The sequence below is a fragment of the Burkholderia sp. Ac-20353 genome, assembly GCF_017104785.1.
In the GTDB taxonomy this organism is placed as follows: Bacteria; Pseudomonadota; Gammaproteobacteria; order Burkholderiales; family Burkholderiaceae; genus Burkholderia.
The window spans coordinates 1-842 of the sequence record NZ_JAAGPL010000526.1; the positions used below are offsets into that span (position 1 = coordinate 1).

Consider the following 842-nt stretch of genomic DNA (forward strand, 5'->3'; position numbering starts at 1 on the left):
CCCTGCGTCGCGCGCGCGGACAGCGCCGGTTGCGCGGCCGGATCGCGCAGCGCCTGCCACGCGGCGAGATCGCGGCGCGGCAGCAGCACGATCGGTGTCGTCTTCACGGGCGTCGCGGCCGTGCGGGCCGGCGCGCCGATGCGGGTCCATACGAGCTTGCCGGAACGGCACAGCTCGTCGAGCCCGCCCGTCGTGTAGTCGGTCAGCCGCGCGGGGAGCAGCGCGTCTTCCCACGCGCTTGCGGCCGCCTCGAAGCCTTCGAGCTGTTCGACGACGGCGGCGAGCGCGTCGCGTCCGCTGCCGCGCGTGTCGGGCGTCAGGTGCTGCCAGTGGAACAGGAAGCGCATGAAGTCCGCGCGTTCGACCGGTTCGATTTCGCGGCGCAGGCGTTTCACCGTGTAGCGGTGGATGCGCGCGAGCAAGTGACGTTCGCACCACTCTTCGGCGGCCGTGCCTGCACCGGTCGCACCTGCGCTGGCCGCACCCACGCCGGCTAAACCCACGCCGGCTAAACCCACGCCAACCGCACCGGGCGTAAAGCGGCCGCGCATCACGTAGCCTTCCTGTTCGAGCGCGGCAAGCGCAGCCTTGACCGTCGCGACCGGCAGGCCGAGCGGCTGCGCGATCGCGTCGAGTGTCAGCGGGCCGAAGCCGGTCAGCCTTGCCCGAATCACGTCGACGAGCGCGGCGTCCGCTTCCCACGGCGCGGCGCAGGCGGCCGGCACCTTGAGTGCCGGCGTACAGCGCGCATCCGGATGCAGCGCGCGCACGCAGACGAGCCGCTCGACCGGCACCCACAGCGCCGCGCCGCCCGGCGTGACCAGCTTCGTCGCGCGGCGGTG

1 protein-coding gene is annotated in these 842 nt (G+C 73.3%); it reads right to left on the minus strand.

Annotation, left to right across the window (positions count from 1 at the left end; all coding sequences use genetic code 11):
• Window positions 1–842: crosslink repair DNA glycosylase YcaQ family protein (locus G3N94_RS41745; protein ID WP_346778781.1), on the minus strand; the 842-nt coding region annotated here is incomplete at both ends.